Raw genomic sequence first — 25,525 nt, 5'->3', positions numbered from 1 at the left:
ATAAAATTTTGGCGTTTATTGCTTATTTCAATAAAACCATGAGCAAGCCCTTTAAATGGACATACCAAGGTAAGGTTATGACTATTTAACCCAACATTACGGGGAATTTATGGATTGATGTACTAGTGATAGTGTATTGGTAGTTGCGATTGATGAGGTAGAGCAAGAATGCCTTGGTCAGCTTTTAACTGCTAACTTTCCATACATGTCAAAGGATTGCATAACCATAAACCATAACCCATCCGGACAACAGGGAGATAATTTTTCATTTACCCACGAATACGCCTATTTTCTTCATCTCGCACCGGGTAGATATATCGCTGAACAAAATCGAGAAAACGAAGCTGATTGGGATGAAAGAAATTTTCGTGATGTAACGGGAGAGGAATCTCTTAGAAGTGCTGGAAAAAATTGTTTCTACCCTATTCTGATAAAGGACGGAGAGCTGGTTGGATTTGGCGATGTTTGTAATGATGATTACCATCCAACACATATGAATGTGAAACTCGACAATAACTTGATTGCTATCTACCCTGTAGATCCAAAGGGAATAGAAAGAAAATGGCGTTTTGCAAGAAACACTGTTGAGTCTATCAAGCATGAACTGCGCGCTCATAGGCTCGAAAAAAGAGACGTATGGGATATTAAACGTCTTAAGAAAACGTTTAACTACAAATCAAATTGGGTGGACACCAGATATTCCGCGAATAACCATGGCACTCAACTTCTCAATCATATTATACCAGCAGCACCAGCCTCGTATCCAAAATCCTTATATACTGTACGTGACTGTGTACATGCGGCATTAAATGGCAGTACGAAATCTGCTGTTTTGGATTACTTCGCCGGTTCTGGCACCACCGGTCATGCTGTCATCAAACTGAATCGGGAGGATAATGGTCAGCGCAAATACGTCCTTGTGGAGCAGGGCGAGTATTTTGATACAGTATTAAAGCCCCGTATCCAAAAAGTTATCTATTCCGCCGACTGGAAAGAAGGCAAGGCGACCGCTCCGCATACCGGCATTTCCCATGCCTTCAAAGTTCTCAAAATCGAAAGCTACGAAGACACGCTAAACAATCTGCAATTGCGCCGCACTATAGCCCAACAAAGCTTACTCGACGACTTGCCAACTGATGCCCAGGAAGATTACCTGCTGCGCTATCTGCTGGACATCGAAAGCCGTGGTTCTTTGTTGTCAGTGGAGCAGTTCAACCAGCCGTTTGACTGCAAGCTGAAAGTGACCGTGGATTCGGCGGGGGCTTATGAAGAGCGCGCCATAGACCTGGTAGAAACCTTCAACTATCTGATCGGCTTGCGCGTAAAACATATCGACACGCAACGGGATAAAGGCTTTGTCACGGTAACTGGCTGGTTACCTACCGGTGAAAAAACGCTGGTGTTGTGGCGTGATGTCAGTCAAGTGGATTACGAAACCCTGAACCGGCTATGCGACAGGCTGGCTATCAATCCGGCGGATAGTGAATTCGCAGTCGTCTATATCAACGGCGACCACAACATCCCTGCTGTATTTACCAGCCTTGAGACGGAAGGTGGCATTGAGAAGAAGCTGAAAATCCGCCAGATCGAACCGGAGTTTTTAAGCCGCATGTTTGCAGTGGAGGGCGTGTAAGTGAGCAAGATTAATCTTCATGCCGATTACAGGCTGGCTCTGGATGAGATTAAACAACGGATTCAAGCCACACAAATCCGTGCAGTATTGGCGGTTAATCGTGAATTGCTGGTGCTGTACTGGCATATTGGTCAAACCATTGTGTCCTTGCAGCAAGCGCAAGGCTGGGGTGGTGCGGTGGTAGAACAAATGGCGGCGGATTTGCAGAACGAACATCCGGGTATTCAAGGCTTTTCACGTAGCAGTTTGTTTGCCATGCGCCAGTTTTACCTGTTCTTTTCGCCTCGCTTTGAAATTGTCCCACAGCCCGTGGGACAATTGCCTTGGGGTCATATTCGCACAATTCTGGGCAAGATTAAGGATGTCGATATTGCCCTGTTTTACACGTCTGCCTGTATTGAAAATGGCTGGAGTCGTCCAATTTTGGAACTACAAATTGAGCAAGGATTGCACCTGCGGCAAGGCCTTGCTCCTAGCAACTTCCAGTTAGTGTTACCCGCACCGCAGTCTGAACTGGCCCAACAAACCCTAAAGGACCCTTATGTGTTTGATTTTCTGACCTTGAGTCAGAAGGCTGTAGAGCGGGATGTTGAAAATCAGTTGGTTGCCAATATCACCCGATTCTTACTGGAGCTTGGCAAAGGCTTTGCTTTTTTGGGGCGTCAGTATCCGCTGGAAGTTAATAGCCGCAGTTATTTTCTGGATTTGCTGTTCTACCACACACGCTTAAAATGCTATGTAGTGATCGAGCTGAAAACCGGTGAATTTAAACCTGAATATGTGGGCAAAATGAATTTTTATTTGTCGGCGGTTGATGATCTGCTAAGCGCTGAGGGCGATCAGCCCAGTATTGGGCTGATATTGTGCAAAGACAAAGACCGTCTCGATGTGGAGTATGCCTTACGCGATGTTAATAAGCCGATAGGTGTTAGTTCATTTATTACCAAGGAAATATCTCTGGAAGTACAAGCACAGTTGCCAACGGTAGCCGAAATTGAACAGCAATTGGCGAGGAAGCTATGAGTAAAGCCTCATCGAAGAAACGCAGTTTCCATCAGGAGTTAGTGCTCAACCAGTGGATGATGAGCTTTTTTAGTGGCGGCACTTTGCACGCGCTGAAAGAACGCTTGAGCGAAGATCGTCACGAGGGCATAGACGAAGACGGCCAAACCGGCTTTTTTCATGAACTGCATCATACTTTGTTCGATGTTGATCTAATTAGCCAACAGGATTTGCGCCGTTATGATTTGAACATTGTGCAGCATTGGAACGCTATCACCGAGCAGCGTAACAAAATCGAAGGCGCCGTGCTTAATATGAAGTACTTCCAGTATCTCTCGCTGTTGTTCACCGAGATTTATCTGGACTGGTACTTCAATCAACGGCAGCAATTGCTGGATGGTTTGAATAATGGATTGAAGGTTTACAATGCCGAACAAGACGCTGAACATCGTTTTCAGCCTTTTGATGCGGATGAACTGAACAAGCTGGCATTCTGGAACGCTACAGGGAGCGGCAAAACGTTGTTGTTGCATGTCAACATTCGCCAGTATCTGCATTACTTTCAAAATGGTAAGAAAGACGCTTACCCCGATAAGATCATTTTGCTCACGCCAAACGAGGGCTTGTCTCGACAGCATTTAGAGGAATTAAAGCTCTCCGGATTTGACTTTTGTCACTTATTCGCCAAAAACCGTGGTGACGTTTTCAAGCGTTCGATTGAAGTCATTGACATCAACAAGCTGGGCGATCAGATGGGTGACAAAACAGTCGCTGTCGAAGCCTTTGAGGGCAACAACCTGGTATTAGTGGATGAAGGACATTGCGGTACAGGAACGGCAGGCGGTGCATGGATGAGCCGCCGTGAAATTTTAGTACGAGGCGGCTTTGCTTTTGAGTATTCGGCCACTTTTGGGCAAGCGGTTGCCAAAGGCCTGACAATTGTCAAGGCCGAAGAGGACATTCGTAAGAAGAAAGCCCGGTTGCTCTTTGAAACGACCAACCTGAGAAAGCTCGATGAGACGCAAAAACAGCAGTTGACGCTGACCAGTGACGACAAGCGTCGCGCACGCACAATAGCGACGCGGGAAATTTACGCCAAAAGCATTCTGTTCGACTATTCCTACAAGTTTTTTTATGAAGACGGCTACGGCAAGGAATCATTGATCCTTAACCTGAAGGATGATGATTACGAGAAAGAGGACATTAAACGCCAGTATTTTACCGCCTGCCTGCTGAGTTTTTATCAGCAGCAATACTTGTGGAACACAAACCGTGACAAGCTGACCGATTTTAATATTGAAAAGCCGTTGTGGGTATTTGTCGGCAATACCGTTGCTGGTGAAGATTCCGATATTCTGAATGTGCTGAAATTTTTGGCAGGCTTTTTGAACGACGAGGGAAAAACCAAGCAGTGGCTAAAAGATTTGCTGTCCAATACCGCGCGTTTGCTGGATGCTAAAGGCCGCAATATTTTTCATGACCGCTTTACGCCTTTGATGCAGTTGAGCGCCGATGAGGTTTATGCCGATATTCTGAAGAAGCTATTCAATGCCGGGGCACGGCAACGGTTGAAAGTAGTCAATCTGAAGAGCAGTAAAGGCGAGTTAGCGTTGCGCGTGGGTGATGCAGAACCGTTCGGGCTGATCAACATTGGTGATGATGCCGGGTTTTTCAAAGAGGCTGAGAAAAAAGAAAATCTTGAGTTGTTTGATACTGAAGCCGATGATTTTGGCGGCTCGCTATTTGGGACGCTTAACAGCAAAGATAGCCAGTTGCATGTGCTGATCGGCTCTCGCAAATTTACTGAAGGCTGGAGCAGTTGGCGGGTGTCCACTATGGGCTTGCTCAATATGGGCAAGGGCGAGGGGTCGCAAATTATTCAGTTATTCGGGCGCGGCGTGCGCTTGAAGGGTAAAGACTATTCTCTCAAACGCAGTATTCCTTCCCAGCGGCCAAAAGGGGTGCATTTAGAGCGTCTGGAAACGCTGAATATCTTCGGTGTCAATGCAGGATACATGGCCACCTTTAAGGAGTATCTAAAAGAAGAAGGCATCACGCCATCAGATGAAATTATCGAGCTGAATTTTGAAACCCGCCCCAATATGCTGGAGAGCAATCTCAAGACGCTGGCGCTTAAAGACGGCTACAAGGACAACCAAATCAAAGGATTCAAGCGCATGCACTTTCCATGGCTATACGAGGCGCCTGCCGAATTTGAAGGTAAAATTAAAAAGGCGCATATCGATTTGGATTTATATCCAAAAATAGAAGCCATGAGTACGCAGGATAAAACCAGTGTTACACCACCTGCCAATATTCGCAATAAGGGCAAGATTGCAAGCAAGACAATGGCGCTGTTTGATTTCGATCGGATTTACCTGGCGTTGCAGGAGTTCAAGCAACTGCGCAGTTGGAGCAACTTGCGGCTGGAGCGTTCACGGTTGATTGATTTCTGTATGAAGCGCGATGACTGGTACACGCTTTATATTCCGCAAGCCGAGCTAGCTATTCGCACCATTGCCGACATCCGCAAACAGGAAGACATTCTGATCCGTTTGCTGCAAGACTATACCGACCGTTTTTATAAGGCGCTGAAAATGGCTTATGAAGGTCAGTTTTACGACATCGTGAACGTGAAAGAAGACGATGATACCTTGCTCAAGGTTTATCACTTTGAGATTGACAGCAATGAAGACGGCGAAGCCTACGAGAAGAAAATCAAAGCCCTTCAGGTGCTGGTGACGGCTGGCAAGATCGGTGAAGCCAGCCAGTGGAATGCCGGTCAAATGGTCGCTATTTGTTTTGATTGCCATTTGTATTATCCCTTGTTCGCCATCGAAGGCGATGTGCCGTTGAAAATGCGCCCTCTTGCATTCGATGCGCCTAGCGAAGTGCAGTTCGTGCGCGACCTTGAAGTGTTTTATAAATCACCAATTGGGCAGAAAATCATCGGCAATCGTAGCCTTTACCTGTTGCGCAACGCCGACACCAAAGCCAAAGGACTGGGGTTTGCCTTGGCTGGCAATTTCTATCCTGATTTCTTACTGTGGTTAATGGATGATAAAACCGGCGAACAATGGCTGAATTTCGTTGACCCGAAAGGGTTACGCCAGATGAGTCTGAATGACCCTAAACTGGGTCTTTATAAGGAAATAAAGGTGATCCAGGAAAAGCTAGCCGATCCGAAGCTGACATTGAATGCCTTTATTGTGTCGGCGACACAATTTACAAGCTTACTGAATGTCTCCTGTGAACAGACAGACCTAGAAGAGCGTAATGTGTTGTTTATGCCTGAAGGCGGGCAAGTTTATTTGAAGAAAATGTTTGAACGTATCATATAAACCACTGCACAAAATGGGTGCTGTTATCTCCAGAATTTCTGGTGAATTGGCTGCTTATTGGCTCTCGCTCTCCGTGTAAACTCACGTCAGGTTTGCGGCTCTTTTTAGCCGAAGGTGGCATCCCATCAACGCCCTTGCCGAGGTGGGGATAGTCGAGCAATTGCCCCGCCGCCTCGCGGATGCGATGGGCCGCTCGTCCGGCAGCCGCCGGATTGTGAATCTGGATGAACTCGCGCAGTCGCACTAAGTCTGTGAAGGCTGTTGGGAGCCAGTTTAGACGACGGGGCATTGCCCCTCAGTCTCTGTTCCCCATGTGGACAACCACGCATCTACCAGGTCATGGCTGATGACTTTGCCATCCGCTGCCAACTGTGCCAAGCGTTGCAGCGTATCAAGGCGTAGCTGTTCCGCCGCCTCTTCCCGCTCCAGAAATTGCCGGATAGCCTCTTTCATCAGCCAGTGCGGGGTACGCTGGCGGGTTTCTGCCAAGACCTTCAAGCGGGCATATATGGCGTCATCGAGTTTGACAGCTTTGCTGGTCATGGCTAACCTCACGGGTATTAAAAGGTAATACCTTATCCTATTCTCTTCATACGGCCCATTCAACTATTTTGGTGGAGTATGTTGCAGAATTATGCTTTTAGGGCTTTACGATGTTACCGAAATATCACGTCTATTAAGTGTAGTCGGTTTAGGCGAACCCGCCTTTCTCCCTCTCTGAAAATGTGGAGAAAACCACCCTATTATCGAAAACGGCCACTCGACATTACCAGTAATTTATCAATTGAGCGTCTGGGGTGGCCAAAACCAGCCATTCAAAATTGATGCTAAGCTATCTTTTGATGTTATTCCGAAACTGTTTTTATGCCTATTGGGCGTGTTATCCAGTTTCGAGAAGTGGATTTGAAAAATTAGCTTTAACTGCTCAGATTGAGAAAGTATGTAGAATATCCAAATGTAAATAATAACTTGTATGATGATTATTCCCCAAAAACGGGTAAAGTGAGACCCACCTTTAGTAACGGCTAAAGGGACTTTAGGAAGTAGCTCGAATAATAACCGGCTCCTTTTTAAGAGACCGATAACAAGAGAGGGCGCTTCTTAACTCCAAGTCATTAACTCGAACAGTCTTTAGGGTCATCGAACCCGTATTTGCAAGAGGGGGAATAACTTATCATGAATACATTATCTAATTTTGAAATTAATGTGGGTGTTGATACAGGCAAAAAACAGCTCGATATTTACATTCGTCCTTTAGCTATTTTTTTCAAAGTTGAGAACAATCCGCAAGGCATTAAAGAAGCCGTTAAAAAAATTAAACTACACGCGCCTTCAAGAGTAATTATTGAATCAACCGGCGGTTTTGAGACCTTGTTTGTCGAGGCTTGCCAGAAGGCTGAACTCCCGATTATGATCGCAAATCCTTTGTTGGTGAGACGATTCGCGGCAGCGACTGGAAAACTGGCTAAAACTGATAGGATTGATGCTGAAATTATTGCCTTTTATGGCGAAGCCCTTAAACCACGCTTGAGTGCAGTAAAACCTGAACAGTTAAGCTTAATGAGTGACTTATTAAGCCGCAGAAGGCAATTAAAGGAAATGGCGACTATGGAAAAGAATCGCTTGGCGATTATGCCAAAATCCTTCCATAAGGATATTCATCAATTGCTGAAAGCCATTGAAAAACAAGTAGAGCGAATAGATGCTCAACTGGATGAATTGATCGAAAATACCCCAGAGTGGCATCAGCTCAGCGCATTGCTTCAAAGTACGCCGGGCGTTGGTAAAGTGCTGGCGTATACACTACTGGCCGAATTACCCGAAATAGGTCAATTATCCAGTAAGCAAATAGCCGCTTTAGTGGGTGTTGCACCCATGAATAAGGAAAGTGGCGCTTATAAGGGAAAGCGTCAAATTAGAGGCGGACGCCAGCAGGTACGAACAGTTTTATTTATGGCGATTATGTCAGCAATACAGTGTAATTCCGTTATCAAAAGCTATTATGAGCGGCTTAAATTGGGTGGAAAAACGCCTAAAGTTGCAATGGTTGCCTGTATGAGAAAACTCATTACTATCTTGAATACGATGGTCAAAAAAAATACTTATTGGGTAGCAAACCCAATATGATTTCTATTGACTTTTAATCACAGTCTCTTGCAAATGGCAGGTGAAAGCCAGAAAGCAGCCGCTCAACGCATAGCTCACCGGAAAAATGGGAGTGCAGCGAGTATTTTTTCCAGTGGATCTACTGGTTATACAGAATCTTCCACTAACCGGTGGCTCGTCTCGTCTGCACCAAGTTGAGAAAGCAGGCCTTGCACTGCTGAAAAATCACTTTTGGCCATCGCCATCTTGTAATATCGGTTTGAACGCTTTGCCATATCAAATGATGATTTTATATGGTCCAACGCCAGTTTGAGTAGGGGTACGTTATCTGTCGCGTATTCAAAATCCAGCGAAGAGATATAGATTCGAGTACCGTCGGGGCTAAACAGTGTAGGGAGATGCTGGCCGTGAAAGAACGGCGAATTTTCATACACCTCGTTCCAGGTAAGCTTTGAAAAATGCTTATCCCAATCGATTTCATTACTGGCCATTTGAACTCCTCGATAGATCATGAATTTATGTATAACGTAGAGCTAAGGGGCGTGCCGCTCACGGACGGTGAACGAAGCCTCAAAACTTGATAAATTACAAAACCTTAAAACTGCCATGATGCGACACGTCCCTTAGCTCGCCATGTTAGGCAATTTAGTTGCAGTATGTTGAATCGCCTATTTTTTGGCACGTAGTTCCATCAGAACCGTAAGTTGTATTGCCAATTCTTTGGACGGTACTCCCATCAGAGTTGTAGAGAGTGTTCCCTATTTGTTGAGATGTCGAACCGTGGGAGTCATATGTGCTACTGCCTATTCGTTGCGAGGTGCCGCCATCAGATCCATAGGTTGTGTTACCAATACTTTGATAGGTTGCCCCGTCTGACCCATAGGTTGTATTTCCGATGCCTTGATATGTTGTGCCAGACTCACCATGCAGATAATCCTCAGCGTGTGCCGCGCTGATGAACATTACGGCTAGAGTTGCAGCAAGTGTTATTTTTTTCATGACTTTCTCTCTTTTTAATTGCCTAACACGTTATTATCTAGGTTTGCATATCTTAATATAGTAGAGTAATTGCTTACGTCAATCACCACCTGAAATCCTTGTACTTCTAAACGGGATAACGTATATTTTCGCTATGATAATCAGGTCTAGATAACTTCCACGATCAGACCACCGTGATATATTCTCAATCGTTTTTAAATGTCTGCTTTTCGTCTACCTACTGCCATCCAAATAATTTTATTGGTGGGCAGTAAAGGGTCAGTATTTGATTATCGTTGTTATTTCAGAGGTTCGCGGATTGCAAGCCCGACTGTCCTCAAACGCGAGCCGTTACATTTATACCTTATATATAGGCGGTCCTTGTTTCAAGCTACTAAAATTACCCCTTAGATTGATACCCCTTTTTCTGTTTGGCCTCGACGAGCCTTTGCCTGGCGATCAGGGCTTTTTCCTCGGTCTCAAACCAGTCTTTGCGCACCGTACCGGGTGAGCCCACCCGTCCCCATTCCCTGACCAAGGCCCAATCTTCAAAAATGCCGGGCGTGACATGCAGTTGGTAAAACCGGTGCAGGTTTTTGTCTGAGTCGTGCCGTACTAAATAAATGTGTTGCATGGCTTGTTTCAACTAGCGGCTTTGTGGCGATACCAAAGCCGCTTCCCTGATGCGCATAATGGTTTGCCGGGTCGTCTTGAATTCACGCGCTAACTCAGTCACATTAATGCCAGCCGCCAGTTTTTCCAGGACGGCTGCACGTTTCTCGCTATTAAGCGCCGGCGGTCTGCCGAAGGGTTTGCCGGCCGCCTTAGCCCGATTAATCCCTGACTGCGTGCGCTCAATCAACAGGTCACGTTCGAACTCGGCGACCGCGGCGATCACCTGCATGGTCATCTTGCCAGCCGGGCTGGTCAGATCAACGCCCCCCAAAGCCAGACAATGGACGCGTACGCCTAAACCTGCCAGCTGCTCGACGGTGGATCGTACATCCATCGCATTACGCCCCAGCCGGTCCAGTTTGGTCACCACCAGAATATCGCCCGCTTCCATCCTATCGATTAATTGGGTAAAACCAGGACGCTCCTTTGCCGCCACTGAGCCGCTGATGCATTCCTCGATCAGGCGCTGCGCTGCAATAGCAAAGCCTGCCGCCTGGATTTCCCTGCTCTGATTCTGAGTGGTTTGATCGGTCGTCGATACTCGACAGTAAGCAAAAACGCGTGACATGCTCTCATTCCGTCCTAAAGGGTTGTACGAATCATAGCACAGGTACGAAATTAAATAAGCCTACTTTAGTACATAGGGTTTAAACCCTGTCCGAAACCGGTCGGTTTCGTACGTGGAGGTTAGAGCGCGGCCTCAATATTTCAGTCGTCAATTGTATTGTATTAGTGCTATAGTGCCTTAGTGTATTACTACTTTGGAGGTTATCATGACAACCATCGCTCACCCACCTAGCGTCAAGGTCATTGGCGCAAACGGGCAAATCTCCCTGGGCAAGCAGTACGCCGGACGGCAAGTGCTGGTGGAAGAGCAGGAGCCCGGGGTTTGGCTGATACGCACAGCTACCGTCATTCCAGACAACGAACGCTGGCTGCACCTGCCAAAAGCGGCGACTGATCTGGAAAATGCCTTGTCCTGGGCTAGGACCCATGCACCCACCGATACCCCTATTGATACCCTGCTGGAAAAGCTGAATGGCCAAGATTGACCCGAATGGACGGGTCAGGCTTGACCTTAACAACCCTGTCTTTCAGGAGAATCTTCTGACACTGCAAAAGGCAGAGCGGCACGCCGCCATAGAAACACTCAACAAGCTCCGGCAGATGACGTGGAACCAGGTCTATCGCGACAGCGGCCTGAAGTGGGAAAAAATTATCAGTTTCAAGCCACCACCCGGAATTGATGCTGTCTATTCGTTGCGTATTACCCAAGCACGACGAGCAACGGCCTATCGTGAGGGTGAATTTATCCGTCTTCTAACCATTGCCTCAGACCACGATAGTACCTACGGCAAGAAGTGATGGATTTGCCCATCGCAGTTTATTATTCGGGTACTTGTCAGCTTGACGTCTATTATCAATTACTAAAATTGGCTAATTATTGCGCAAACTGACAAACATTGCGACAGAACCATGCTGATATCCTTTTGAATATCTTTCTAGATATTTTTTTGATAACTTTTAACAGTAGCTATCTTTTAAAGTATCTTTTAAATATTTATTAAAGTATCTTTTAAGATACTCGTTTTATATTGCTATCTTTTTTGCTATCATTCTTTTACGGCTATCTTTTTGGATAGCGCCTTAAACAAAATCATCGGAGTGCGACACACATGCCAACAATCGTTTTTGCATCCTCAAAAGGAGGGGCGGGGAAAACAACCGCCGCCGTTATATTGGCTTCAGAACTTGCCAGACAGGGCGCAGCGAAAGGAATAAACATTGCTTTGATAGATGCCGATCCGAACCAGCACAGCGCAGCATGGGCAAACAAGGAAGGATGCCCTGAAAATATAAAATTGTTTGAGAATGCCACGGAGGAAAGCATTTTAGATGCGATCGACGAAGCCGAGAGCAACGCCGGTTTTGTTTTGGTCGATCTTGAGGGTGTGGCAAGCAGCGCGGTTATCGGCGCAGTCAGCCGTGCGGATTTGGTTGTGATTCCATGCCAGCCGTCGCAGAATGACGCGAAAGAAGCCGTCAAGACAATTAAAACAATTCAATACAGCGCTCGTGTCGCAGGACGCACAATTCCCTTTGCCGTATTGTTCACGCGGTTGAGCGCGGCAATCATCACAAAAACAGGCAAACACCTTGCCGCCGAATTTGACGGGGCAGGGATTGACCTCTTCGAGTGCTCATTGATTGACCGTGAAGCATTCAAATCTGTTTTTTCTTATGGAGGGACAGTCAACAGCTTAGAAGGCAGCAACAAGAGAGAGCAAGAAAGCATCAAGAAAGCCTCCAATAATGCCAAAATTTTTGCCGAAGAAATCAAACGCAAATTAAAAAACCACATAGATCAGAAGAAGAGGGCAGCGAATGGCTAAAGAACGCGAAGCGCTGAACTTGTTTAGCGACACAAGCGACGGCATCGACATTGAAGAGCTAACGAAAAAACCACCCAAGCCCAAACATATAGGCAAGGCACAGCTTGAAGAGATTGCGAAAAAAACGGGATTTGTAAGCCGTCTGCCGCGCAAAAAACGCAGCCGCACCAAATACACGTCGCAGCTTAATATCAAGGTCAGGGAAGGCATAAAGCCGCTCTTTCAAGAGATAGGAGAGCGTCTTGAAATCTTCGACAATGAAACATTTGAAAGGGCCATGTTAGCCTTAATTGAAAAAGAAGGCACAAAGGAACAGTTGATACGGTTTAGGGAACTCACAAAATGACAGACAAAGGAGGGAAAAATGTCGTAGCGAAGCCAAAGCCATCGAAAAAACCACCCTCAAAAGTGGTCAAAAGTGTTCAGATGGATTTGTTTTCGCAGTTCCTAGCCAATGATGTAAGCGAAGTTTCAAACACCGTTGAATATTGGGAGCGCATCCCAAAATATTTTATTTCGACGCAGGAGCAGGACAAATTAAGGACGGCGGAAGGACTAGCAAAGCCCTATGAACATGAATACAAACTAAAAGACAAAGAGGGGCGTGAGTTAACCTATAAAGTTGATATTCAGCCCGCTTTAATCAAAGAGGAAAACGGGAAATACAAAGCCTTCTTTCCGACCAGAACCGAAGAAAGCATCGAAGAAGTCTTAAAAAAGATATTCACCGAGCAAAACCACGGCATACACGATCCAAAAAATATCGAAAGCTGGGTCAGATTCAGCTATGGCATGATCCGCCGCGAACTTTACCGGATGGGTAATGGCCTTCGATACGACCAAATCAAGCGCAGCTTGGAAGTGATGAGCAAATGTATCTTGACCGTGTACGAGGACGGCAAAGAAATCTACACGGGCGCAATCTTGCAAGATTATTGCAGCGTTGATCGTGAAAAATATTTGGAGGATACAGACGCACTACACATCACACGGCTTCCCGTGTTCATTTCCCACGCCGTCAACACGCTGCAATACCGCCAGTTCAATTATTTACGGTTTATGGAGTGCAAAGAACAACTCACCCGTTTCTTGTATAAGCGCTTAGTCAATCGTTACATTCATGCGAACTATATGAATGATTACCACTTCATGTACTCAGACATCCAACAGGCTAGCGGGCTTTTGCGGCAAAAAACAGAACGTGATAATAGAAAAAAAGTCTTATCAGCCCTTGAGGAATTGAAGGAAAAAAAAGTCATTCTTTCCTATAAAACCGATGAACGCAAAGAGGGGCGCATGATTACCGATGTAAAATACACAATCACGGCACACCCTGAATTTGTCACCGAGCAAAAAGCTGCAAACAAACGCACGAGCATGCAGCAAATTGAGGCACAAAAATCAGGCGTAGTTGTGGATAAGTAGAGGCAAAGTAGGCACTTCAGCCCCCACTTCGCTCTACTAAGTAGGCACTTCAGCCCCCACAAAGTAGGCACTTCAGCTCCCGCTTTGAAAAGGACACTCAATTACGACAAGAAATAAGGCGGGTTTACATTGAGAAGGTAGGCACTTCAGCCCTCGGATGTAGGCACTTCAGCCCCCACTTAGTCAAAAAAGTAGGCACTTCAGCCCCCACTTAGTCAAAAAAGTAGGCACTTCAGCCCCCACTTAAAGCAAAGTAGGCACTTCAGCCCCCACTTAAAGCGACTAAAAGCAACATAAAAGATTGATAAATTTTGCATTTTTGGCTTGCCTAAAATCCTTATTCTTTTCTTTATCTAGTCTTTTAAAACTTATTCTTGCTTCTACGCTTGTGGAAAACTCGAAACTAAAAATCGGTAGTTTGCCGCGGATCATCAAGCATTCCCGCCTTACCTAAATCAAAGTAAGCACTTCAGCCTACACTTCAAACAACGAACAATAAAGCTATCCGAAAAGCACTACAGCGGTGAATTTAAAGAGCGTATCCCGCCAGAAGTGCATCGCATATTAGCCTAAATCGCTTAGCCAGCGCCAAGTTAGCCGGGTAAAATTTGGAAAAAAGATGAATGGCAAGCCAATTCACGGAAACTAAAAATTAAACACTTTCCCGTAATTGCCATCCTTGGCAATTGTACCATATAAACGGTTGATTTAGCTATGAATATTTATTAATAAGCCATTAATTCCTGTTCATACAACAGTACCTGCAAAATAATTTCCTTCAATCCCGCAAAGCTTTTGGTTTTACGCCAGGAAGGAATAGGGCAGGGTAGTTTTGCTAAAGTCCTTACTCGATCAGTGGCACATAACCGCCGGGGTTTAAAGACTAACAGATTTTTAGTTAGCTGTTGTTTTCTTTGCGCTGCTGGTTTTCGCCGGCTGATGGCTGCTAAGCGCCTGTGGCAGTTCTACGGCCTGGGCATCGGCTAATTCACGCTCGGCCTGTTCCCGTTGATCCCCGGCGGCTCTGACCACTTCGGCGACCCGGCGCTCTGCCGCTTTGACCGCCTTGTCGTTCAATTCAACAGGCAACATCGACAGGCGTTCTGTCCGTGTTTTAGTGACTATGGCCACCTCGATAGGCAACTCCGCCACCGATTCCGCTTTAGTCACAGAGTGGCTGGCCAGATATTCGTCCCAAACCTGTTTAAGCCGGCTGGGATTACCACCACCCACCTTCTGACGTAAAGCAAAGCCGGTGATATTGCGGCCAGCGTCACGCAGCTCTTGACCGGCCTGGATGATGGCTTCCGGCGCAAATTCGGCAGGGTGGCCGGTTGGTATCGTGGTGGTTTGCATGACCTTTATGGGTGAAAGTCTCGAAAAGGGCTGTTTGTGCGGTTTTATTGCTTTAGCCAGGGGTTTTGACTAGCCTGGATAAATCGCCGCTACGGGCTTGAAATAGCGTTATTTTGATTGAAAAACAAAAGCAATAGACGGCTTAAAGCAGGGGTAGGCGATGAGCTAAAAAAGTGTTGCCGGCAGTGCCGCTGAAATCATGTTTAGGGTGGCTTCATCGGCTTGCACTCGCCACCGGCAGGCGCAAAGGATTCCAGGCGATAAACCGCCGTATTGGGCATAGGGGGCCCGAGCGGAACTGGCGAAAGACTTGCTACCTTGCTGGTTTCTGGCGTTAACACCCAATCGCTTCCAGGTCAGCAAGGCAAACCGGATACCCTGCCCGAAGCAGACAGTTTTATGGGCATCAGTGGCCGTTAAACCGGGTCAAAAATAGTTAAATAAAACGGCCAGGCCGATTAGGACGCTCATCAGGAAATTGTTTCCGGATCACTGTCAGGCCATCCAGTGAGGTAAAGCGATCTAAACTTAAGCGCTTCAAGAGCCATTAAAATAACTCATCTGGATTAGCTACGGGATTCCACGGAAAGCCGGGTAATTCAGTTGATTTGCTTATCTGGGGGGCCGCTGCTTCCGGCTGATGGTTTTTTGGGGGTTCCGGATGGTGGTTTTTCCAGGCATTGACATGTTTTCGGAAGGCTTCATAACTGAAAGAAATAGCCCCTTCTTCATGAAGCGTTTCCCATATGTCTTTTACGGTCCAGTTCTCCCCTAACGCCTCTTCGACTTCATTTCGAACACTTAAAAATTGAGCCTTATTTTTAGCGTTCCTGCCCTGCGCCTTTGCTGTTGCCCGTTCGGCAATGCGTTCAGATAGTTTTTTAGTCATGTTTGAAAGTTGTTTTTTTCGTGTTTTAATCAGAGAAACCTGTTTTATAAGCTGTTTATAGCGGTTTTTTGGGTGAACTTATAGCATAAATCTTGTTTAAAACTTGTTTCATGCGTGTTTTTATGAATTTTACCGATCAATCCTATAAAACACGCTATTTGGTACTTTCAAACAACTTTTAAACAAGATAGTTGTTGATTTAAACCTGATACCGCCCCTCAACATCGCTAAAGCCCCCTTTCTTTTTTGTGTCCTTACTCTCCGTTGCAGCCAGCGAAAAGCCGTGCTACATTAGATATATAGTACACTTTAGGCACGTTGCGCATGTCATACGCCTATCGGCTTTGACCTGCGACCGTGCCAAGGGCTGCGCCCTTGAACCCAACACCGGGCCGCTATCGCGGAGGAAAACACCATGACCCAACCGCTATCGAAACGCCTCAATTTCCGGATCGACGAAACCACCTATGATGCTTTTGAAGCCAAGGTCAGCGCCGCCAACCTCACCCGTTCCGAATTCTTCCGCGATATTATTTTGAATAATAGAACCCAAGTCGTCGCCCGAAAAATAACCACCGACCACACCAAACAAGCGCTATTTTTTTTAAATAAAACCAGCAACAACATCAACCAACTCGCCAAAGCCGCCAACACCGCCCAGCAAGCCGGAAAAATAACCGACAAACTCTATATCTCCGTCCTGGAATCGTTAGATAAACAAAACCAATTACTGCAAGCCTTCCTGGACCATGTTAATTAGAATCTCCGGCGGCGAGTCCGGCATCAAAGACTATTTGGAAGACGGCCAAAAACAAGGCCGCGACTACAGCCGAGACGAACTGGACGAAAGGGTTATATTAGACGGCGATCTAATATTAACCGACGCCCTCATCAACAAAATGAATCATAACGGCGACAAATACCTGCATATCACTCTGGCCTTCAAGGAAGACGAAATCAGCCGGGATAGCTTGCAAGCCATCACCCAGGACTTCAAGGCATTTGCCTTCACGGCTTTTCAGGATGACGAATACAGTTTCTACGCCGAAGCCCACTTGCCGCGCATCAAAAGCTATACCCACGCCAAAACCGGCGAACGGGTGGAACGCAAACCTCACATCCATATCGTCATCCCTAAATACAACCTGCTGTCAGGCGAAAGCCTTAACCCGTTCGGCCTGGTCGAACGGCAAGTGAAATACCTGGAAGCCATCCAGGAAACCTTAAACAATCGCTACGGCCTGGCCAGCCCCAAGGACAACCGCCGGGCCTTATTCACCGACGACTCGGAAATGCTCAGCCGTTATAAGGGCGATGCCTTCAAAGGCGGCAGCAAGGTTTTTAAAAGCGCACTGCTGACCAAGCTGCTGGAACGGCAGATCGATAGCTACGACGACTTCAAAACCTTGCTGGCCGAACAGGGCGAAGTCAAAATCCGCAATGCCGGAAAAGATAACGAATACCTCTGGGTAAAACCCAACACCGGCGGAGACGGCAAAGGCATCAATCTACGCGACGCCGCCTTCAGCCGCACGTTCATCGAGCTGCCGCATTTGCAGAAAATGCAGCAATTAGCGACCGATTCCCGCTATGAAATCACCGCCCCGCCCCGGGATAACCCAACGCCCTACGACCAGACCTTACACGAATGGCACACCCAACGGGCCAAGGAAATCAAATACGTTTATCTCGGCAAGCGCAGCGAATATGACGCCTACCAACAAGCCACGGTCGAAGATAAAGCCCAGTTGCTGATCGACCGCGAACAGCGCTTTTATCAAAAACACCTTCCGGAGCCCATCAATGGATACCACCGAACAGACATTATTAGAGACCATCTCCGAGCAGCTGCTAATCATCTCGAAACAGCAAGCCGACACACAGGCGCTCTTAAAACAATTGCTGGAGACCTTGAACCAGCCCGCCGAAACGTCCTTGATCGACGACATCGCGGCGCTGGTCGAACCGTTGTCGAAACAACAGACCTTAAACCTGCTAGTCAGCTTGATCGAGGCCCAAAAACCAGCGTAACCGGTCAGCTGCTGCACGACCATAAGACCGACAATGAACGGGCCGCAGGCCATCGTGAATTTGCCGTCATCAAACAGAATCTGGATGCCAACCGCTTGTTGGCCAGGCTCTCGCACTCCCATGGCGTTAATCCGGACCAATACCCGATCAGCCAAGGCCAGGACGGCGGCGACAGAATCCAGGCCGGAACCCGGAAACTCAACGTCTCCGATTTTCTGACCAAAGAACTGAATCTGGATTACCGGACGGCTGGCCTGATTTTGCGGGAAGTCTACCAAGAGCAGATCGGATGGGCTGTAGAGACCACGCCACGGCAACCAGCCCACGCCGATCTATGGAAAGCTTACCAGGCAGAACGGCAAGCCGGCGCTGCGATCCGCAAAGCCGAACGCCAGGCGCAAGCGCAACAGCGCAAAGAAAACCAGAAAACCCGTCGCCAGACGATCAAAACCGCCCAGCAACGCAAACTGGCAGGGATACGGGCCAATCGCAACCTAAGCCCCGCCGAACGCAAGGCCGCCACCAGTATCGCCAAAATGGAACGCATCCAGGCCGAAACCGCTTTACGCGAACAAGCCCAAAGCGAACGTGAACGACTGGCTACCATCCAAAGCGATGAATACCGTAACGGCTACCGGAACTGGCTGGCTGGCCAGGCGCAAACTGGCAATGAAACTGCACTGGCCGAATTACGGCGGATGCAAGCCAAGGTTAAGAACGGAACCGGGCACCAGGAGATCCATTCCGGAACCGAAGCTAAACCGCAAAACCAAACCATTCCAGATGCAGAACCCTTACTGAAAGCCTATCAACTATCTTACCAAGTCCACCGTGACGGCGCTGTTACCTACCGACGCGGCGATACCGACGTGGTGCGCGATGAAGGCCGGTTTGTGAAAGTGCTGCAAACCCAGGACGAGACTATCGAAACAGGGTTACGACTGGCCCAGGCCAAGTTTGGACAGAAACTGACGGTGCGCGGCAGCGGCGCCTTTAAGGTCAATGTGGCGCGGGTCGCCGCCGAAAAAGGGCTGTGGGTTGAATTTACCGATCAGCACCTGAATCAGCTGATGGCGGCACGAAAAGCCGAAGTGCGGCAAGCAAGGACAAACACGGTCGAGCAGCCAAAATCACCCGCAAAACCCGTAACACCGATACTCAGGCCGCTCAGCATACTCAGCAGTCTTGCGCCGAATACCGACCGGGGGCGTTACACCGGCCAGGTTATCGGAATTGATAACCGTTATGTCTACCAGACGCATGGCAAGGACATTATCCGTCATGACCTGAACCTGTTTAGCACTGTGCCGGCACAAGGCGAACAAATCCGGATTAGTTACAGTCGGGGAGCAATGAAAACAGTGCTACCGGTGCTGGGTAAGGATAATGCCCGGTCGAGAGGGCGATGATGCCAGTGAGTAAGTGCGAAGCCATTTGATTAGACAGTTGGAATTATTTTGTCTAGTGTTTGGAAGTGCTATCGTTGATTTTAGCGGCTTCCAGACCTCCGATAATACCCAAACATTAGACAAAACGATAAACTATTTTCTTTGGCTCGCAGATAAGCCGTGTTATGATTGCATATAAATGCAATGCAAACATTATAGGTGCCATATGTCGACTACAACCATTACCATTCGTACCGATCCCGATTTGGCCGGAAAGGTCGCCGCGCTTGCCTCGTCGATGGATCGTTCCCGCAACTGGGTGATTGAAGAAGCTTTGCGGCAATATGTCGAAACGCAGGCATGGCAAATTGAAGGGATCAAGGCGGCTATCGGCTCTCTCGATAGAGGCGAAGGCATCCCCCATGAGCAAGTCATGGCCGCAATGGAGGGGTTGCTCTCCGCACACGATAAACGCGCTTGAATATCGTATGGTCTCCGCAAGCCCTGAACGATCTCAAGGAGATTTATCTTTGGCTTGCGCCCGATAATCCGAAAGCCGCCCGCGCGCTCCATGAGCGCATTGTTGCTTGTGTGTCGCTGCTTTTGACATCGCCTTATTTGGGCAGGTCAGGACGTGTTGCAGGAACGCGGGAAATGGTGGTGTCTGGAACGCCTTATATAATTCCTTACCGCGTCGTTAACGAACGGCTTCAGATTCTTCGTGTGTACCACGCTTCCAGATCATGGCCAGATGCTTTTGACAGATGACCGACCGCAAACACCTCACGGCCAGAGAAATCGAAAAACTGATTACGGCGACCAAAGGCAGCCGGAACGAGGCAAGGAACAGGTGTTTCCTGTTGCTGATGTTCCGGCACGGTTTGCGCGTATCAGAGGCGTGTGCGCTGACCTTGTCCCAAGTGGACACCGAGAGCCGCGTTTTGCATGTCGCCCGGTTGAAAAAAGGCCTATCTACCACCCATCCCCCTGCGGATGGACGAATTGCGCGTGATCAAGGCATGGCTTGCCGAGCGCAAGAAGATGAAACCGGAAACGGATGCATTCTTCATTAGTGAGCGGCGCAGCCCGTTGAGCCGTAAAACCGCATGGCTGTTTATCAAGCATTATGGCGAGCTGGCCGATCTGCCATTGTCAGCTCATCCGCATATGCTCCGCCACGCTTGCGGTTATGCATTGGCCGACCAAGGCGCTGACACGCGGCTTATTCAAGACTATCTAGGACACCGGAACATTCAGCACACCGTCCGCTATACCGCATCCAATCCGGCGCGATTTGAGAGGTTATGGAAGTAAAGCCGAATTGAAAACAAGAGTTTAGGGTATGGCAAAACCGCCCCGTCAGAAGCCCCTGTTTTTGCTGGGTTCTGGAGAAGCGAATTCATAGGGGTTTTCGGTATGGGGTGTCTACGTAGATAAAATGGGTCTGTGAGTTGTTCGACCTAAACTTCATAACCCATCTATAATAAATGGAAATATTGACATTTTTCAGACAGAATCCTACAAATTACCACTATGTGTGTGCAACACATAGTGGTAATCATTGCGGTAATGATTAACACTATGTTAATGCAGGAAAAGTAGATTTTGAGATGAAATCTTCTGAGACGGTTAATTCCTGCAAATGATCACATTATTTCATGCAAAATACTTCGCGTACGAGCTTACACGACGGCATGCCCCCACTGGTATTGGGCGGCTATCTCAATCTTTATTTGATGCCAGTGTTGATCTGAATCCTCACCAGATTGAAGCGGCTTTATTCGCATTAAAATCTCCCTTATCCAAAGGTGTCCTGCTCGCTGATGAAGTGGGCTTGGGTAAAACGATTGAGGCTGGAATTGTCCTGTGCCAGTACTGGTCAGAACGCAGGCGGCGACTGTTGGTTATCTGTCCCGCATCCTTACGCAAGCAATGGGCACTGGAGATGGAGGAGAAATTTAATCTCCCTGCGGTCGTTTTGGATGCCAAAACTTGGCGGGGTACAATCAAAAAGGATCGATCGCCTCTTAACCAAAAAGCTATCATCATCTTGTCGTATAACTATGCCAATCGGATTCGTGATGAACTGAAAGCCATTGCCTGGGATTTGGTTGTCATCGACGAAGCGCACAAACTCCGCAACGCCTACCGGGAAAGCAACAAGATTGGACAAGGTTTACGCTGGGCGCTTGAAGATTGCCGCAAATTGCTGCTGACAGCAACACCGTTGCAAAATTCATTATTGGAATTGTATGGACTTTCTACACTGATCGACGAACATCTTTTTGGTGATGTAAACGCCTTCCGCAGCCAATATGTCTCGGCAGGCGGTGATTTGGATGGCTTGCGGCAGCGTTTATCAGGTTTTTGTCGGCGCACGTTGCGCAATCAGGTCACGGAATACATTCGATACACTGAACGAAAAGCCATCACCCGTCCATTTCGCCCAACTGATGACGAACACCAACTTTATGAGGCGGTGACTGCATTTTTGCAACGCCCCGACAGTTACGCCATCCCCAAACGCCAACGGCATCTCACCGAACTCATTCTGCGCAAACTGCTTGCCTCTTCTTCACTGGCGATTGCCGGAACGCTTGAAACTATGAAGCTTAGGCTGGAAGCCTTGCGTGATGAAAAAATCAAAGATGATCCTGAGTTCGCCGAATTCTTAATCGCCGACGAAGACATCGAAGATGAATTGCTTGATGAAATACTGAACATCGACCCGCCCGAAGAGAATGGCAATACACCTCAGCCCACTATCGACCGCAAGCAGTTAAAAGAAGAAATTGACTGGCTGGCGCAATTGGTTCAATGGGCACGCAGCATCGGCACCGACACTAAAACGCGCAGCTTGCTGAGTGCCTTGGAAATTGGTTTTCAGCAAATGGCGACAACAGGGGCGCAACGTAAGGCGCTTATCTTTACCGAATCACGGCGCACTCAGATTTACTTGAAAGATTATCTGGAAGCCAATGGCTATGCCGGTCAAGTCGTTCAATTCAGCGGCGCCAACAACAGCCCTGAAGCTACTATTATCTATGAAAACTGGCTTACCGCTAACCAAGGCACAGGCCGTATCGCCGGTTCCAGAGACATTGATATTCGCGCTGCACTGATTGAAAATTTCCGCGACCAATCTAGCATCATGATTGCTACTGAAGCGGCTGCTGAAGGGGTTAATATCCAATTTTGTTCATTGGTCATTAACTATGATCTGCCTTGGAATCCCCAACGAGTGGAGCAACGGATTGGCCGCTGCCATCGTTACGGGCAACAGCATGACGTCGTTGTGATCAATTTTCTTAACGAACGCAACGAAGCTGATCGCCGCGTTCTGGAGCTGCTGACCGAAAAATTCAACTTGTTCAATGGTGTTTTTGGCGCATCCGATGATGTGCTGGGCAGCATTGAATCCGGCGTTGATTTTGAAAAGCGTATTCTCTCGATTTATCAGGAATGCCGCACACCGGCTGAAATCGATGACGCTTTCAAAGCGCTGCAAGCGGAAATGGATGAACGCATCCAGGCACGGATGAATGACACCCGCAAACTACTCCTCGAAAACTTTGACGAAGATGTCCATGAGCGACTGCGCATACAGTTGAGCGATGCCAAAGCCCAGCTTGACCGCTTCAGCAAACGCTTCTGGTCGATTACACACTTCATACTCAATGAACGGGCGCAATTCAACGATGCCGCATTGACCTTTGATCTTGTCAAGCCGCCTACACAGGCTATTGCGGCAGGTCGTTATCATCTTATTTCCAAGACCACGCCTAACGCAAACCAGCCACACACATCAGAAACAGCCGGAGAAATGCACGCAGAATACGGCACATTCCTTTATCGTCTTTCTCACCCGTTAGGCGAGTTTGTTATCGATCATGCTAAAACACTAGATACGCCGCCTGCTCATATCGTTTTTGATGTGAGTCAACACCCCACACGACTGCATCAGATAGAAGCATTGCGCGGCAAACACGGTTATCTTGCCATGACCTTGCTGGCGATTGAAAGCTACGAACGTGAAGAACACCTGCTTTTCTCTGCTATTGACGACCAAGGCTTGCCACTGGAGCAAGAAACCTGTGAAAAGCTATTTAACTGCGCCGCAGAAAATTCAGGATCGGCCAACATCCCTGGTTCAATTACCCAAAGACTCGCTGCTGAGGCACAGCAACACACGAAAGCGACCATCAGCCAATCTTTGGAAGCGAACAATCGACACTTCAATGAGGCTCGTGAAAAGCTTGAAAAGTGGGCGGATGACAGGGTGCTGGCTGCCGAAAAAGCCCTGAAAGACACCAAAGAGCAAATTAAAATTCTTCAGCGACAAGCCAGGCTCGCCACTAATCTCGATGAACAGCATGATATCCAGCAAAAAATACAAAAACTGGAGAAACAGCAACGCCGCCAACGGCAAGAAATATTTCAGGTCGAAGACAGCATTATCGAAAAGCGAGATGCCCTGATAGATGCATTGGAACGCCGCCTCACCCAAAAAACCGAATCCGCACGGCTATTTACCATTGAATGGTCAGTCGTTTAATGCAATTTTCCTAAGGAGATAGGATACCCCCCATGAGCAAATACGATGACCTCGTAAAAAAGTTAAAAGAAATATTTCAGATTGATAAACCTGAACTGGATTTCGGTATCTACCGCATCCTGAATGCTCGCCAAGGTGAGATTAACGACTATCTGGATAATCGCCTGAAAGCCAAGGTGGGAGGAAGCTTGGCGGCTTCCGGTGCGGCGAATGTAGAGGGTCTGCAAAAGGAACTGAAAGAAAAAAAAGCGCAATACCGCAGCGACGGCATTGATCCTGATACCGTCCCCAAGATAATTGAGCTGAGGCAAAAAATCGCTGCCTATGGCGTCGGTACATCCGAACAAGAAAACGCAGTATTCACGCATCTGCTTACCTTCTTCTCGCGCTACTACGATAAAGGCGACTTTATCAGTCAGCGCCGCTACAAGGGCAACACCTACGCGATTCCCTATGCCGGTGAAGAAGTGGTGCTGCATTGGGCAAACAAAGACCAGTATTACACCAAGAGCGGCGAAAATTTTTCCAATTATGCCTTCAAGCTGGATGACGGGCGCAGCGTGCGCTTTCGTTTGGTCACGGCAGATACCGCCAAAGATAACCGCAAAGACAATGACAAAGAGCGGCGTTTTGTCCTGATCGAGCCGCAAACTCGCATTCTTACCGATGACGACGGCGACGAAGTCGAAGAAGCTTTATTGCCCGTAGCGGAGGAAAACGGCGAGCTCGTTCTGCGCTTTGAATACAAAGCCATGCCCAAAGGCAGCAAACAGGAAGACTGGGTGGCAAAAGCCGTTAAAACCGTGCTGGACAACGCAATCGTCAAAGCTCGCTGGCTGGATTTAAGCAGCCGCGAACCAACCGAAAAAAATCCGCAGCGCACCCTGCTGGAAAAATGCCTTACCAACTATACCAGCAAGAACACGGCGGATTACTTCATTCACAAGGATTTAGGCCGCTTCCTGCGCGGCGAACTGGACTTCTATATCAAGAATGAAGTCATGCATCTCGACGACGTGCAGAATGCCGAAAAGTTTGCCGACATCGAAAAAAACCTGCGCCTCATTCAAACTTTGCGCGCCATTGCGCTGGATTTGATTACCTTCCTTGCGCAACTGGAAGATTTTCAGCTTAAGCTCTGGCTGAAAAAGAAATTCGTCGTTGCCACACACTACTGCATCACGCTGGATCGAATCATCAAGGATGCTCCCAATCTGCTGGATGTCATTGCCGCGAATCAAAAGCAATGGGAACAGTGGGGAAATCTCGGTATGTTGAATGGCAAAGTTGATTTAATTAACCAAGCCGAAGCGGGCAGCGTCGATTACCTGAAAGAACATCCTTATCTGATGGCGGATACCGCCCTGTTTGATGCTGCATTTAAACAAGCCCTGCTGGCAACGGTGGACAATCTGGATGACAGCCTCGATGGGCTATTGATACATGGGGATAATTTTCAGGCATTGAATTTGTTGAAAGTGCGGTATCGGGAGCAGGTGAAGTGTGTATATATCGATCCGCCTTATAATGCTAAGTCATCGGAAATTCTGTACAAAAACGAATACAAGCACTCAAGCTGGTTGTCATTAATGGATAGCCGACTAGCAATATCCAAAAATGTCATGACTAGTACAACAAACCGCAAATAACCCGTAATAAAAATCTTGTTTCACTCGATCAAGCCAAATGGTTATAGTAAACGTTATTGACAACCCGAGATAATGTCATCAGGGAACCGATGAAAAGACGAAAA

General features: G+C 47.6%; 26 protein-coding genes. 18 read left to right on the top strand and 8 right to left on the bottom strand.

Annotation, left to right across the window (positions count from 1 at the left end):
- Nucleotides 1–136 precede the first annotated feature (136 nt).
- The 3 genes from HUX64_RS14355 to HUX64_RS14345 are packed head-to-tail and all read left to right on the top strand — an operon-like array spanning nucleotide 137 to nucleotide 5,976.
- Nucleotides 137–1,633 carry a DNA methyltransferase gene (locus HUX64_RS14355; protein ID WP_246247039.1) on the top strand — a complete coding sequence of 499 codons (1,497 nt, stop codon included), beginning with the start codon at nucleotides 137–139 and terminating at the stop codon, nucleotides 1,631–1,633.
- Nucleotides 1,634–2,656 (top strand): PDDEXK nuclease domain-containing protein, encoded by a 1,023-nt coding sequence (locus tag HUX64_RS14350; protein ID WP_174626905.1) that lies wholly within the window; start codon nucleotides 1,634–1,636, stop codon nucleotides 2,654–2,656.
- The gene (locus tag HUX64_RS14345) at nucleotides 2,653–5,976 is read left to right on the top strand and encodes a DEAD/DEAH box helicase family protein (RefSeq protein ID WP_174626904.1); all 3,324 of its coding nucleotides are present in this window, start codon (nucleotides 2,653–2,655) and stop codon (nucleotides 5,974–5,976) included. Before HUX64_RS14350 ends, HUX64_RS14345 begins: the two co-directional genes overlap by 4 nt.
- Here the strand turns inward: HUX64_RS14345 and HUX64_RS20500 are convergent.
- Together HUX64_RS20500 and HUX64_RS14335 are read right to left on the bottom strand one after the other, a co-directional pair.
- The gene (locus tag HUX64_RS20500) at nucleotides 5,969–6,265 is read right to left on the bottom strand and encodes a type II toxin-antitoxin system RelE/ParE family toxin (RefSeq protein WP_425484269.1); all 297 of its coding nucleotides are present in this window, start codon (nucleotides 6,263–6,265) and stop codon (nucleotides 5,969–5,971) included. The genes HUX64_RS14345 and HUX64_RS20500 overlap by 8 nt on opposite strands.
- Nucleotides 6,250–6,519, bottom strand: coding sequence for a CopG family ribbon-helix-helix protein (locus HUX64_RS14335; RefSeq protein WP_174626902.1), 270 nt, complete (start codon nucleotides 6,517–6,519; stop codon nucleotides 6,250–6,252). Before HUX64_RS14335 ends, HUX64_RS20500 begins: the two co-directional genes overlap by 16 nt.
- Nucleotides 6,520–7,152: 633 nt before the next feature.
- On the opposite strand from HUX64_RS14335, the gene HUX64_RS14330 reads away from it, so the two are divergent.
- Nucleotides 7,153–8,103, top strand: a complete 951-nt coding sequence (locus tag HUX64_RS14330; protein ID WP_174626901.1) for an IS110 family RNA-guided transposase — start codon at nucleotides 7,153–7,155, stop codon at nucleotides 8,101–8,103.
- Between the two features lie 125 nt (nucleotides 8,104–8,228).
- Here the strand turns inward: HUX64_RS14330 and HUX64_RS14325 are convergent, their stop codons facing one another.
- The 4 genes from HUX64_RS14325 to HUX64_RS14310 all read right to left on the bottom strand — a co-directional run bounded on the left by HUX64_RS14325 (nucleotide 8,229) and on the right by HUX64_RS14310 (nucleotide 10,303).
- A complete protein-coding gene (locus HUX64_RS14325; protein ID WP_174626900.1) occupies nucleotides 8,229–8,573 on the bottom strand; it encodes a hypothetical protein in 345 nt (114 codons plus the stop codon).
- Between the two features lie 154 nt (nucleotides 8,574–8,727).
- Entirely contained in the window at nucleotides 8,728–9,081 is a 354-nt protein-coding gene (locus HUX64_RS14320; RefSeq protein ID WP_217426548.1) for a hypothetical protein, read from the bottom strand.
- Between the two features lie 379 nt (nucleotides 9,082–9,460).
- The gene (locus tag HUX64_RS14315; RefSeq protein ID WP_174626899.1) at nucleotides 9,461–9,694 is read right to left on the bottom strand and encodes a WGR domain-containing protein; all 234 of its coding nucleotides are present in this window, start codon (nucleotides 9,692–9,694) and stop codon (nucleotides 9,461–9,463) included.
- A gap of 12 nt (nucleotides 9,695–9,706) precedes the next feature.
- Nucleotides 9,707–10,303, bottom strand: coding sequence for a recombinase family protein (locus HUX64_RS14310; RefSeq protein ID WP_174626898.1), 597 nt, complete (start codon nucleotides 10,301–10,303; stop codon nucleotides 9,707–9,709).
- Between the two features lie 205 nt (nucleotides 10,304–10,508).
- On the opposite strand from HUX64_RS14310, the gene HUX64_RS14305 reads away from it, so the two are divergent.
- From HUX64_RS14305 to HUX64_RS14280, 6 genes are all read left to right on the top strand, one after another.
- Nucleotides 10,509–10,787, top strand: coding sequence for a hypothetical protein (locus tag HUX64_RS14305; RefSeq protein ID WP_174626897.1), 279 nt, complete (start codon nucleotides 10,509–10,511; stop codon nucleotides 10,785–10,787).
- Complete coding sequence (locus HUX64_RS14300; protein WP_174626896.1) at nucleotides 10,774–11,100, top strand: hypothetical protein; 327 nt, start codon at nucleotides 10,774–10,776, stop codon at nucleotides 11,098–11,100. The genes HUX64_RS14305 and HUX64_RS14300 overlap by 14 nt, the downstream gene beginning before the upstream one ends.
- 311 nt (nucleotides 11,101–11,411) lie before the next feature.
- A complete protein-coding gene (locus HUX64_RS14295) occupies nucleotides 11,412–12,128 on the top strand; it encodes a ParA family protein (protein ID WP_174626895.1) in 717 nt (238 codons plus the stop codon).
- Complete coding sequence (locus tag HUX64_RS14290; protein ID WP_174626894.1) at nucleotides 12,121–12,474, top strand: hypothetical protein; 354 nt, start codon at nucleotides 12,121–12,123, stop codon at nucleotides 12,472–12,474. Before HUX64_RS14295 ends, HUX64_RS14290 begins: the two co-directional genes overlap by 8 nt.
- On the top strand, nucleotides 12,471–13,553 hold the full coding sequence (locus HUX64_RS14285; protein ID WP_174626893.1) for a hypothetical protein: 1,083 nt from the start codon (nucleotides 12,471–12,473) through the stop codon (nucleotides 13,551–13,553). Before HUX64_RS14290 ends, HUX64_RS14285 begins: the two co-directional genes overlap by 4 nt.
- A 495-nt stretch (nucleotides 13,554–14,048) precedes the next feature.
- On the top strand, nucleotides 14,049–14,126 hold the full coding sequence (locus HUX64_RS14280) for a toxin-antitoxin system HicB family antitoxin (protein ID WP_246247040.1): 78 nt from the start codon (nucleotides 14,049–14,051) through the stop codon (nucleotides 14,124–14,126).
- A 321-nt stretch (nucleotides 14,127–14,447) separates the two neighbouring features.
- Here the strand turns inward: HUX64_RS14280 and HUX64_RS14275 are convergent, their stop codons facing one another.
- On the bottom strand, nucleotides 14,448–14,909 hold the full coding sequence (locus HUX64_RS14275) for a DNA-binding protein (protein WP_174626892.1): 462 nt from the start codon (nucleotides 14,907–14,909) through the stop codon (nucleotides 14,448–14,450).
- Nucleotides 14,910–15,456: 547 nt separating this feature from the next.
- Complete coding sequence (locus tag HUX64_RS14270; RefSeq protein ID WP_174626891.1) at nucleotides 15,457–15,798, bottom strand: TraK family protein; 342 nt, start codon at nucleotides 15,796–15,798, stop codon at nucleotides 15,457–15,459.
- Between the two features lie 415 nt (nucleotides 15,799–16,213).
- Here HUX64_RS14270 and HUX64_RS14265 point away from each other — a divergent pair, with 415 nt between their 5' ends.
- The 8 genes from HUX64_RS14265 (at nucleotide 16,214) to HUX64_RS14235 (ending at nucleotide 25,421) form a co-directional block, all read left to right on the top strand.
- Entirely contained in the window at nucleotides 16,214–16,558 is a 345-nt protein-coding gene (locus tag HUX64_RS14265) for a plasmid mobilization protein (protein WP_174626890.1), read from the top strand.
- Nucleotides 16,548–19,238 (top strand): LPD7 domain-containing protein, encoded by a 2,691-nt coding sequence (locus HUX64_RS14260; RefSeq protein ID WP_174626889.1) that lies wholly within the window; start codon nucleotides 16,548–16,550, stop codon nucleotides 19,236–19,238. Before HUX64_RS14265 ends, HUX64_RS14260 begins: the two co-directional genes overlap by 11 nt.
- A gap of 205 nt (nucleotides 19,239–19,443) precedes the next feature.
- The gene (locus tag HUX64_RS14255; RefSeq protein ID WP_174626888.1) at nucleotides 19,444–19,698 is read left to right on the top strand and encodes a CopG family ribbon-helix-helix protein; all 255 of its coding nucleotides are present in this window, start codon (nucleotides 19,444–19,446) and stop codon (nucleotides 19,696–19,698) included.
- On the top strand, nucleotides 19,695–19,985 hold the full coding sequence (locus HUX64_RS14250; RefSeq protein ID WP_174626887.1) for a type II toxin-antitoxin system RelE/ParE family toxin: 291 nt from the start codon (nucleotides 19,695–19,697) through the stop codon (nucleotides 19,983–19,985). The genes HUX64_RS14255 and HUX64_RS14250 overlap by 4 nt, the downstream gene beginning before the upstream one ends.
- Nucleotides 19,982–20,290: a tyrosine-type recombinase/integrase gene (locus HUX64_RS20495; protein ID WP_425484268.1), complete on the top strand. Its 309-nt coding sequence runs from the start codon at nucleotides 19,982–19,984 to the stop codon at nucleotides 20,288–20,290. The genes HUX64_RS14250 and HUX64_RS20495 overlap by 4 nt, the downstream gene beginning before the upstream one ends.
- Nucleotides 20,211–20,531, top strand: coding sequence for a tyrosine-type recombinase/integrase (locus HUX64_RS20155; RefSeq protein WP_281355339.1), 321 nt, complete (start codon nucleotides 20,211–20,213; stop codon nucleotides 20,529–20,531). The genes HUX64_RS20495 and HUX64_RS20155 overlap by 80 nt, the downstream gene beginning before the upstream one ends.
- A gap of 328 nt (nucleotides 20,532–20,859) precedes the next feature.
- Nucleotides 20,860–23,772 (top strand): SNF2-related protein, encoded by a 2,913-nt coding sequence (locus tag HUX64_RS14240; RefSeq protein ID WP_174626886.1) that lies wholly within the window; start codon nucleotides 20,860–20,862, stop codon nucleotides 23,770–23,772.
- A gap of 32 nt (nucleotides 23,773–23,804) precedes the next feature.
- Nucleotides 23,805–25,421 (top strand): restriction endonuclease subunit M, encoded by a 1,617-nt coding sequence (locus tag HUX64_RS14235; RefSeq protein WP_174626885.1) that lies wholly within the window; start codon nucleotides 23,805–23,807, stop codon nucleotides 25,419–25,421.
- Nucleotides 25,422–25,525: the final 104 nt, after the last annotated feature.

Source organism: Candidatus Methylobacter favarea (assembly GCF_902806695.1).
Classification (GTDB): Bacteria; Pseudomonadota; Gammaproteobacteria; order Methylococcales; family Methylomonadaceae; genus Methylobacter_B; species Methylobacter_B favarea.
This window is presented reverse-complemented; position numbering and strand designations above follow the sequence as displayed.

Excerpts from the sequence above, each read along its gene's own strand:
- HUX64_RS14290 (WP_174626894.1), top strand. The coding sequence starts at position 12,121 with ATGGCTAAAGAACGCGAAGCGCTGAACTTGTTTAGCGACACAAGCGAC.
- HUX64_RS14240 (WP_174626886.1), top strand. The coding sequence starts at position 20,860 with ATGATCACATTATTTCATGCAAAATACTTCGCGTACGAGCTTACACGA.
- HUX64_RS14295 (WP_174626895.1), top strand. The coding sequence starts at position 11,412 with ATGCCAACAATCGTTTTTGCATCCTCAAAAGGAGGGGCGGGGAAAACA.
- HUX64_RS14325 (WP_174626900.1), bottom strand. The coding sequence starts at position 8,573 with ATGGCCAGTAATGAAATCGATTGGGATAAGCATTTTTCAAAGCTTACC.
- HUX64_RS14255 (WP_174626888.1), top strand. The coding sequence starts at position 19,444 with ATGTCGACTACAACCATTACCATTCGTACCGATCCCGATTTGGCCGGA.
- HUX64_RS14235 (WP_174626885.1), top strand. The coding sequence starts at position 23,805 with ATGAGCAAATACGATGACCTCGTAAAAAAGTTAAAAGAAATATTTCAG.
- HUX64_RS20155 (WP_281355339.1), top strand. The coding sequence starts at position 20,211 with ATGGACGAATTGCGCGTGATCAAGGCATGGCTTGCCGAGCGCAAGAAG.
- HUX64_RS14275 (WP_174626892.1), bottom strand. The coding sequence starts at position 14,909 with ATGCAAACCACCACGATACCAACCGGCCACCCTGCCGAATTTGCGCCG.
- HUX64_RS14300 (WP_174626896.1), top strand. The coding sequence starts at position 10,774 with ATGGCCAAGATTGACCCGAATGGACGGGTCAGGCTTGACCTTAACAAC.
- HUX64_RS14265 (WP_174626890.1), top strand. The coding sequence starts at position 16,214 with ATGACCCAACCGCTATCGAAACGCCTCAATTTCCGGATCGACGAAACC.
- HUX64_RS14320 (WP_217426548.1), bottom strand. The coding sequence starts at position 9,081 with ATGAAAAAAATAACACTTGCTGCAACTCTAGCCGTAATGTTCATCAGC.
- HUX64_RS20495 (WP_425484268.1), top strand. The coding sequence starts at position 19,982 with ATGACCGACCGCAAACACCTCACGGCCAGAGAAATCGAAAAACTGATT.
- HUX64_RS14260 (WP_174626889.1), top strand. The coding sequence starts at position 16,548 with ATGTTAATTAGAATCTCCGGCGGCGAGTCCGGCATCAAAGACTATTTG.
- HUX64_RS14270 (WP_174626891.1), bottom strand. The coding sequence starts at position 15,798 with ATGACTAAAAAACTATCTGAACGCATTGCCGAACGGGCAACAGCAAAG.
- HUX64_RS20500 (WP_425484269.1), bottom strand. The coding sequence starts at position 6,265 with ATGCCCCGTCGTCTAAACTGGCTCCCAACAGCCTTCACAGACTTAGTG.
- HUX64_RS14335 (WP_174626902.1), bottom strand. The coding sequence starts at position 6,519 with ATGACCAGCAAAGCTGTCAAACTCGATGACGCCATATATGCCCGCTTG.
- HUX64_RS14285 (WP_174626893.1), top strand. The coding sequence starts at position 12,471 with ATGACAGACAAAGGAGGGAAAAATGTCGTAGCGAAGCCAAAGCCATCG.
- HUX64_RS14310 (WP_174626898.1), bottom strand. The coding sequence starts at position 10,303 with ATGTCACGCGTTTTTGCTTACTGTCGAGTATCGACGACCGATCAAACC.
- HUX64_RS14330 (WP_174626901.1), top strand. The coding sequence starts at position 7,153 with ATGAATACATTATCTAATTTTGAAATTAATGTGGGTGTTGATACAGGC.
- HUX64_RS14315 (WP_174626899.1), bottom strand. The coding sequence starts at position 9,694 with ATGCAACACATTTATTTAGTACGGCACGACTCAGACAAAAACCTGCAC.
- HUX64_RS14305 (WP_174626897.1), top strand. The coding sequence starts at position 10,509 with ATGACAACCATCGCTCACCCACCTAGCGTCAAGGTCATTGGCGCAAAC.
- HUX64_RS14345 (WP_174626904.1), top strand. The coding sequence starts at position 2,653 with ATGAGTAAAGCCTCATCGAAGAAACGCAGTTTCCATCAGGAGTTAGTG.